Source organism: Aquabacterium sp. (assembly GCF_041915145.1).
GTDB lineage: Bacteria > Pseudomonadota > Gammaproteobacteria > Burkholderiales > Burkholderiaceae_C > Aquabacterium.
In genome coordinates, this window is record NZ_JAYSBZ010000100.1 from 1 (window position 1) to 8301 (window position 8301).

9 protein-coding genes are annotated in these 8301 nt (G+C 69.6%); 7 read left to right on the top strand and 2 right to left on the bottom strand.

Features of this window, described 5'->3' with window-relative positions; all coding sequences use genetic code 11:
• The 4 genes from ACE3SS_RS13890 to hypE all read left to right on the top strand — a co-directional run.
• On the top strand, positions 1 to 1037 hold a 1037-nt coding region (locus tag ACE3SS_RS13890; RefSeq protein WP_374594923.1), incomplete at its 5' end, for a carbamoyltransferase HypF.
• Complete coding sequence (locus ACE3SS_RS13895; RefSeq protein ID WP_374594925.1) at positions 1028 to 1324, top strand: HypC/HybG/HupF family hydrogenase formation chaperone; 297 nt, start codon at positions 1028 to 1030, stop codon at positions 1322 to 1324. The genes ACE3SS_RS13890 and ACE3SS_RS13895, both read left to right, overlap by 10 nt.
• Before the next feature lie 5 nt (positions 1325 to 1329).
• Positions 1330 to 2505, top strand: coding sequence for a hydrogenase formation protein HypD (hypD, locus tag ACE3SS_RS13900; RefSeq protein WP_374594939.1), 1176 nt, complete (start codon positions 1330 to 1332; stop codon positions 2503 to 2505).
• On the top strand, positions 2502 to 3575 hold the full coding sequence (gene hypE, locus ACE3SS_RS13905; RefSeq protein ID WP_374594927.1) for a hydrogenase expression/formation protein HypE: 1074 nt from the start codon (positions 2502 to 2504) through the stop codon (positions 3573 to 3575). The genes hypD and hypE overlap by 4 nt, the downstream gene beginning before the upstream one ends.
• 39 nt (positions 3576 to 3614) lie before the next feature.
• On the opposite strand, the gene ACE3SS_RS13910 is transcribed toward hypE, so the two are convergent.
• The gene (locus tag ACE3SS_RS13910) at positions 3615 to 4232 is read right to left on the bottom strand and encodes a M15 family metallopeptidase (RefSeq protein WP_374594929.1); all 618 of its coding nucleotides are present in this window, start codon (positions 4230 to 4232) and stop codon (positions 3615 to 3617) included.
• 201 nt (positions 4233 to 4433) lie between these two features.
• On the opposite strand from ACE3SS_RS13910, the gene ahpC reads away from it, so the two are divergent.
• The 3 genes from ahpC (at position 4434) to ACE3SS_RS13925 (ending at position 8019) form a co-directional block, all read left to right on the top strand.
• Positions 4434 to 5009: an alkyl hydroperoxide reductase subunit C gene (ahpC, locus tag ACE3SS_RS13915; protein ID WP_374594931.1), complete on the top strand. Its 576-nt coding sequence runs from the start codon at positions 4434 to 4436 to the stop codon at positions 5007 to 5009.
• Between the two features lie 81 nt (positions 5010 to 5090).
• Positions 5091 to 6662 carry an alkyl hydroperoxide reductase subunit F gene (ahpF, locus tag ACE3SS_RS13920; protein WP_374594933.1) on the top strand — a complete coding sequence of 524 codons (1572 nt, stop codon included), beginning with the start codon at positions 5091 to 5093 and terminating at the stop codon, positions 6660 to 6662.
• A 79-nt stretch (positions 6663 to 6741) separates the two neighbouring features.
• On the top strand, positions 6742 to 8019 hold the full coding sequence (locus tag ACE3SS_RS13925) for an SAM-dependent methyltransferase (protein WP_374594935.1): 1278 nt from the start codon (positions 6742 to 6744) through the stop codon (positions 8017 to 8019).
• A gap of 27 nt (positions 8020 to 8046) precedes the next feature.
• Here ACE3SS_RS13925 and ACE3SS_RS13930 read toward each other — a convergent pair.
• On the bottom strand, positions 8047 to 8301 hold a 255-nt coding region (locus ACE3SS_RS13930; protein ID WP_374594937.1), incomplete at its 5' end, for a hypothetical protein.

Below are 8301 nucleotides of genomic sequence, written 5' to 3' on the forward strand. Positions count from 1 at the left end.
CGATCGAGCAACTCGTGGCGCAGGCACAGGCGTCGGGGGGCCCCATCGACGCCGTCGCGCACGACCTGCACCCCGACTTCCACAGCACCCGCGTGGCGCTGGCCTGGGCGCAGCGCCTGGGCGTGCCCGCCGTGGCCGTGCAGCACCACCATGCCCACCTCGCGGCGGTGCAGGCGGAGCACGGCGTGGTCGAACCCGTGGTGGGCCTGGCGCTCGACGGCGTGGGCCTGGGCACCGACGGCACGGCCTGGGGCGGCGAGCTGCTGTGGGTGGCGGGCACCCGCTCATCGACCGAGCGCTGGCGCCGCCTGGGCCATCTGCACCCGCTCGGGCTGCCGGGCGGCGACGTGGCCGCGCGCGAGCCCTGGCGCATGACGGCGGCGGCCCTGCACGCGCTGGGCCGGGGCGGCGAGATCGAAGCGCGCTTTGCGTCGCTGGTGGGCGAGCAGGCCGCGCGCATCGTGCAGACCTTGCTGACGCGGGGCACGTCGTGCCCGGTCACCACCAGCGCCGGGCGCTGGTTCGACGCGGCGGCGGGCGCGCTGGGCCTGGGGCAGCGACAAGCCTTTGAAGCGCAGGCGGCGATGGCGCTGGAGCAGGCCGCGACGGCCTGGCTGGCTGACCACGAGTGGCGCGCCGATGAGCTCGTGGCCGCCGCCGTGCCCATCGACGCAGATGGCGGGCTCGACCTGCGCCCGCTGCTGGCCCGCCTGCTGGCGCTGGCCGAGTCCGGCGCCCCCGACGCGCTGGGCCACGGCGCGGCGCTGTTTCATGTGGCGCTGGCCGACGGCCTGGCGCGCTGGGTGGTGCAGGCCGCGCAGCAACACGGCGTGCACACGGTGGTGCTGGGCGGCGGCTGCTTCTTCAACCGCGTGCTGCTGCAGCGCCTGCGGCACGACCTGCAAACCCACGCGCCGCACGCGTCTCACGAAACCGGCCTGCGCTGCCTGGTGCCGCAAGACGTGAGCTGCGGCGACGCCGGCCTGGCCCTGGGCCAAGCCTGGGCTGCCGCCACGGAGCTGCGCGCATGTGCCTAGCCCTGCCCGCTCGCGTGGTGACCAAAGGCGTGAACGGCGTGGCCGACGACGCCGTGATCGACGTGGGCGGCGTGCGCAAGACCGTGTCGCTCGCCATGGTGCCCGAGGCCGAGGTGGGCGACTACGTGATCGTGCACGTGGGCTACGCCATCGGCCGGCTCGACCCCGACGAAGCCGCGCAGACGCTGGCGCTGTTCGGCGCGCTGGAGCGGCACCACGCCGAGCAGGATGCCGAGCAGGACGCCGCCACCCTCGCCGAGCCCGACACGCCCGAGTCGGCCCCATGAGCGCATTGAAATACATCGACGAATTCCGCGACCCCGCCGTCGCGCAGCGGCTGGCCGATCGCCTGCGCGCCGAGGCCACGCGGCCCGAGGGCTACCGCTTCATGGAGTTCTGCGGCGGCCACACCCACGCGCTGGCGCGCTACGGCCTGGCCGCGCTGCTGCCGCCGAGCATCCGCATGATCCACGGCCCGGGCTGCCCGGTGTGCGTGCTGCCCATCGGGCGCATCGACCTGGCCATCGGCCTGGCCCTGCAACAGCGCGCCATCGTCTGCACCTATGGCGACACGCTGCGCGTGCCGGCCTCGGGCGGCCTGAGCCTGCTGGGCGCCAAGGCGCGCGGCGGCGACGTACGCATGGTCTATTCGGCGGCCGATGCCTTGCAGCTCGCGCGCCAGCACCCCGACCGCGAGGTGGTGTTCTTCGCCATCGGCTTCGAGACCACCACGCCGCCCACCGCGCTGGTGGTGCAGCAGGCGGCGCGCGAGGGCCTGGCCAACTTCAGCGTGCTGTGCTGCCACGTGCTCACGCCGCCCGCGTGCGAGCACATCGTCAGCGGGCCGCCGCTCTCGACCACGCCCGACCACGCGGCGGTGCGGCTCGACGGCGTGGTCGGCCCGGCGCACGTGAGCGTCGTCATCGGCTCGGCGGCTTACGAGCCGTTTGCGCACGCCCACCACCTGCCCGTGGTGATCGCCGGCTTCGAGCCGCTCGACGTGATGCAGGCCGTGCTGATGCTGGTGCGGCAGGTCAACGCCGGGCGCGCCGCGGTCGAAAACGAATTCACCCGCGCCGTCACGCCCCAGGGCAACCGCGCCGCGCAGGCCTTGGTGGACGAGGTCTTCGAGGTGCGCGAGACCTTCGAGTGGCGCGGCCTGGGCGAGGTGCCGCGCAGCGCGCTGCGCCTGCGCGAACGCTACGCCGCCTTCGATGCCGAGCGCCGCTTCAAGCTGCACTACCAAGCCGTGCCCGACCACAAGGCCTGCGAATGCGGCGCCATCTTGCGCGGCGTGAAGCAGCCGCAAGAGTGCAAGCTCTTCGCCACCGTCTGCACGCCCGAGCATCCGCTGGGCGCCTGCATGGTGTCGTCCGAGGGGGCGTGCGCGGCGCACTATGCCTACGGGCGGGCGGTGGTCGCGCCGCCCGCGCCGACCGTGTCGCCCCAACCGAGTCCTGCCTCATGACCCGCACCCCCTACCTGCGCCCGCTCGATTTCAAAACCGGCCGCATCGAACTCAGCCACGGTGCGGGCGGCCGCGCCTCGGCGCAGCTGGTGGACGAGCTCTTCGTGCCCGCCTTCGACAACGAATGGCTGCGCCAGGGCAACGACCAGGCCGTCTGCCCGCCGCCACCCGAGCTGCTGCAGGGCGGGCGCCTGGTGATGAGCACCGACGCGCACGTCGTCTCGCCGATCTTCTTTCCGGGCGGCGACCTGGGCAGCCTCGCGGTGCACGGCACCATCAACGACGTGGCCATGGCCGGCGCGCGGCCGCTGTATCTGGCGGCGAGCTTCATCATCGAAGCGGGCTACCCGCTGGGCGAGCTGAAGCGCCTGGTCGAGTCGATGGCGCAGGCCAGCCGCACGGCCGGCGTGCCGGTGGTGACGGGCGACACCAAGGTGGTCGAGCCCGGCAAGGGCGACGGCGTGTTCATCACCACCACCGGCGTGGGCGTGGTGCCGGCCGGGCTGCGGCTCGACGGCGCCCAGGCGCAGCCGGGCGACGCAGTGCTGCTCTCGGGCTCGATCGGCGAGCACGGCGTGGCGGTGCTGTCGAAGCGCGAGTCGCTGGCCTTCGATACCGCCATCGAGTCGGACAGCGCCGCGCTGCACGGCCTGGTGCAAGCCATGCTGCAAGGGTTGGGAGACGCGGCCGGTGCCCGCCTGCGCCTGCTGCGCGACCCCACCCGGGGCGGCCTGGCGACCACGCTCAACGAGGTGGCGCGGCAATCGCGCTGCGGCATCGAGCTCGACGAGGCGGCCATTCCGGTGCTGCCGCAGGTGGCGGCGGCCTGCGAGCTGCTGGGGCTGGATCCGCTCTACGTGGCCAACGAGGGCAAGCTGGTGGCGGTGTGCGCGCCCGAGGCCGCCGAGCCGCTGCTGGCCGCGATGCGCGCCCACCCGCTGGGCCAGCGCGCCGCACGCATCGGCACGGTGCTGGCCACACCCGCCGATCAGGTGCAGATGCGTACCCGCCTGGGCGGCCGCCGCATGGTGGACTGGCTCACCGGCGAGCAGCTGCCGCGCATCTGCTGAGGCTGCGTCGCGCCCGGTAATGAGCGCCTCGCTCCCGGCTCAACGCAACGCGTAGCCCGCGATCGGCTTGCCGCCCTCGAACGCCGCGCGCAGCGCCGACACACCCAGGCCCAGCTTGAGCTGGTAGTGCGGCTTGTCGACGATGCTCACCCAGTTGCCGCCCCACTCCAGCCCGTCCGCCAAGCCGGCCTGCGCCACTTGCGCGTACTCGGGGCCGTCGCCGATGTAGCCGCCGCCGGCGGTGAACACGCCCACGTCCCACGCAATGCCGAAGTTGTGGTTGCTGAAGCCGCCGCGCGCGTTGGTCACCACCGGGCCGGGGTTGCCGAAGCGGCCTTGCTTGAACAGCTCGTTCTGCTCGCCGTAGGTGCGCGTGCCCGACAGGATGCGTACCGTGAGGCCGCTGCCCTGCACGCGCTGCAAGAACTGCCGCGCCGCCTGCTGGGCGCGCAGCGAGAGCGTGGCGATGCAGCGCTCGGAGCGCGGGTCGAAGCTGCCGAGCGCGGCTTGCAGCGCTGCGGCTTGCGCTTCGTGCGCCTGCACGGCGGCCTCGGTGTGCGGGCCCCACAGGCCGTCCAGGTCGTCGAGATACAGCCCCTCGGCGCGCAGCAGGCGCTGCAGGAAGAGCACGTCGTTCGGGAACAGGGGGGAACTCATGGCGAAGACTCGTCGAGTGGAAGGTTCAGCCCATTTTGAGCCCCGCTCCACGAGCGTCCATCCCTAAGCCGCGCGATGGAACGCAATAGCAATCGCCAATCTTCAGCATTTGATCAATCAATCCAAACAATATGCCCAGACGCCTAAGATGACTTCCGTTGTCCCCGCAATCACTGCGTTATTTAACGAGAGGAAGCCATCATGTCGCTGATCAACACCCCCGTTCAACCGTTCAAGACCCAAGCCTTCGTCAACCGTGGCGGCAAGGGCGAGTTCATCGAAGTGACCGAGCAGACCCTGAAGGGCAAGTGGTCCGTGCTGATCTTCATGCCGGCCGCCTTCACCTTCAACTGCCCGACCGAAATCGAAGACGCCGCCGAGCACTACGCCGAGTTCCAGAAAGCCGGCGCCGAGGTCTACATCGTCACCACCGACACGCACTTCTCGCACAAGGTGTGGCACGAAACCTCGCCGGCCGTCGGCAAGGCCAAGTTCCCGCTGGTGGGCGACCCCACCCACGCGCTGACCAACGCTTTCGGCGTGCACATCCCCGAAGAAGGCCTGGCGCTGCGCGGCACCTTCATCATCAACCCGGACCTGGTGATCAAGACCGTTGAAATCCACTCCAACGAAATCGCCCGCGACGTGAAGGAAACCGTGCGCAAGCTCAAGGCTGCCCAGTACACCGCCTCGCACCCGGGCGAAGTCTGCCCCGCCAAGTGGAACGAAGGCGCCAAGACCCTGGCCCCGTCGCTCGATCTGGTCGGCAAGATCTGATCGGGCCTCGCGCTCAGGCCGGAGCCCCGCACTGGGGCTCCGGCCGGTTCTCAAAGTCGCTTGAATGGAAGGAAGCACATCATGTTGGACGACACCCTCAAGGCACAACTCGGCGCATATCTGGAGCGCGTGCAGCAACCCTTCGAGATCGTCGCCTCGCTGAGCGACTCTGAGAACTCCCGCGAGATGCTCGAGCTGCTGCAGACCATCCAGGGTCTGCGCGCCGACAAGATCACCCTCAAGACCGATGGCAACGACGCACGCAAGCCGTCGTTCAGCCTCAAGCGCACCGGCGCCGATACCTCGTTGCCGACATCGTTGAGATTCGCCGGCCTGCCGCTCGGCCACGAATTCACCTCGCTCGTGCTGGCCCTGCTCTGGACCGGCGGCCACCCGCCCAAGGTCGAGCCCGAGGTGATCGAGCAGATCCAGGCCCTCGATGGCGACTTCAACTTCGAGGTCTACATGAGCCTGAGCTGCCACAACTGCCCGGACGTGGTGCAGGCGCTGTCGCTCATGGCCATCCTCAACCCCAAGATCAAGACCACCGTGATCGAAGGCGGCGCCTTCCAAAGCGAGGTCGAGGCGCGCGAGATCATGGCCGTGCCGATGGTCTTCCTGAACGGCGAGGTGTTCGCCTCGGGCCGCATGACGGTCGAAGAGATCGTCGGCAAGATCGACACCGGCGCCGCCGCGCGTGACGCCGCCAAGCTCAGCGCCAAGGCGCCGTACGACGTGCTGATCGTCGGTGGTGGCCCGGCCGGCGCGGCAGCGGCCGTGTACGCGGCGCGCAAGGGCATTCGCACCGGCGTGGCGGCCGAGCGCTTCGGCGGTCAGGTCAACGACACGCTGGCGATCGAGAACTACATCTCGGTGCTCGAGACCGACGGGCCCAAGTTCGCTCAAGCACTCGAAGCGCACGCCAAGGCCTACGACGTGGACATCATGAATCTGCAGCGCGCCGAGGCCATCGTGCCGGCCGCGCAGCCGGGCGGCCTGATCGAGGTGAAGCTGGCCAATGGCGGCGTGCTCAAGAGCAAGACGGTGATCCTCTCGACGGGCGCGCGCTGGCGCAACGTCAACGTGCCCGGCGAGCAGGAATACCGCAACAAGGGCGTGGCCTACTGCCCGCATTGCGACGGCCCGCTGTTCAAGGGCAAGCGCGTGTCGGTGATCGGTGGCGGCAACTCGGGCGTCGAGGCGGCCATCGACCTGGCCGGCGTGGTGGCGCACGTCACGCTCGTCGAGTTCGCCGATCAACTCAAGGCGGACGCCGTGCTGGTCAACAAGCTCAAGAGCCTGCCCAACGTCGAGATCCACACCAACGCGCAGACCACCGAGATCACCGGCGCCGATGGCAAAGTTAACGGCCTGCGCTACAAAGACCGCGCCACGGGCCAAGAGCACCACGTGCCGCTCGAAGGCGTGTTCGTGCAGATCGGCCTGGTGCCCAACACCGAGTTCTTGCGCGGCACGGTCGAGCTGAGCAAGTTCGGCGAGATCATCGTGGACGCCAAGGGTGCGACCAATGTGCCGGGCGTGTTCGCGGCGGGCGACTGCACGACGGTGCCCTACAAGCAGATCGTGATCGCCGCGGGCGACGGCGCCAAGGCCGCGCTGAGCGCCTTCGATCATCTGATCCGCCACGCGTGATCGGTGCGCGGCGGCGCGCACGATGCCGGACAATCGACGGCTCGTGTGCCCCGCCCCTCACCCGCCTCGTGCCCCCGCCGTGACCGATCCTCAGCCTGCCGCCCCCGCCTCCGCTCTCGCTCCCGAAGCCACTGCCGCGCTCGATCGCTTCGCGGCGCAGCTCGACGCCACCTGGCACGCCGGCACGCTCGACCGCGTGGTGCTGGCCAACCCGGGTGGTGCGGCCGAAGCCGGCTTGCAGCGCGTGATCGCCCGCCCCGTGGCGCTGCGCGGGCAGACGCAGCTCAGTCTGGTCTATCGCTATCAGACCAAGGACATCACCAAGAACCTGCCCTGGCCCGAGGCGCTCGCCACCCTGCGCGGCCTGATCGGCGCGGCGTTCAAGAACGCGCACCTGCACACGCCGACCGAGGAAGTGCAGCTGGCCGTCAGCAAGAAGGGCAAGGCCAGCATCCGCGTGGGCAAGGTGGCCCATGAGCCGAGCACGTCGGGCGACAGCGGTGAGCCGGCTGCCGACCGCCTGGCGCACAACCAGGACAAGCATCGCTACGTCGACCAGCAGCGGCCCTTCTTGACCGCGCTGGGCGTGACCGACGCGGCGCACCACATCGTGCCGAGCATGGCGCGCAAGTGGAAGCAGATCAACAAGTTCATCGAAGTCTTCGCCGCCGCCTTCGAGCGCTCGAAGCTGGCCGACGCCACGCGCCACCCGCAAGTCCACGTGGTCGACTTCGGCTCAGGCAAGGGTTACCTCACCTTTGCCATCCACGACTACCTGCGCAACGTGCTGCAGCGTGAGGCGCAAGTCACCGGCGTCGAGTTGCGCGCCGATCTGGTCAAGCTGTGCCAGAAGGTGATCGACCAATTGCACCTGCAAGGCATGGACTACGAGCAGGGCGACGTCCGCCACTACCACCCGCAAGCGCTCAACGTGATGATCGCGCTGCATGCCTGCGACACGGCCACCGACTACGCCATCCACCTCGGCATCCGCGCCGGGGCCGAGATCATCATGTGCTCGCCGTGCTGCCACAAGCAGATCAGGCCGCAGCTACTGAGCCCGCATCCGCTGCGGCCCATCTTGCAGCACGGCATCCACCTAGGGCAGGAAGCCGAGATGCTCACCGACGGCTTGCGCGCCCTGCTGCTCGACGCCGCCGGCTACGACACGCAGGTCTTCGAGTTCGTCTCGCTGGAGCACACCAACAAGAACAAGATGATCCTGGCCGTGAAGCGCGAGCGCGCCAAAGACCCGGCCGAGGTGCTGCAGCAGATCGAGCAGATCAAGGCGTTCTATGGCATCAAGGAGCAGGCGTTGGAGAGCCTGTTGCGGGCCGACGGCTTGTGCGCGAGTTGACGGTGCCGTCAACCCGCGCTCGCAGGCTTAGAAGCGAAAGCGCACGCCCAGCGAGAACGTCTGAGCCTGGTAGTCGTTGAACCTGTAGGTGTTGACACTGCGGGAGGAGATGGGGCCTCCTGTCGCCGGGGCGACCGCCGTGTTGGGCACCCAGAAGTTCTGGTATTGCCCGTAAAGCGACCACCGGTCGCTGAGTTTGATGTCCGCCCCGATGAGCACCTGGTAAGCCACTGTCCAGCCATCGTCGGTACCGGAGCCCAGCGTGTCGGCCGCGTTGGCCTT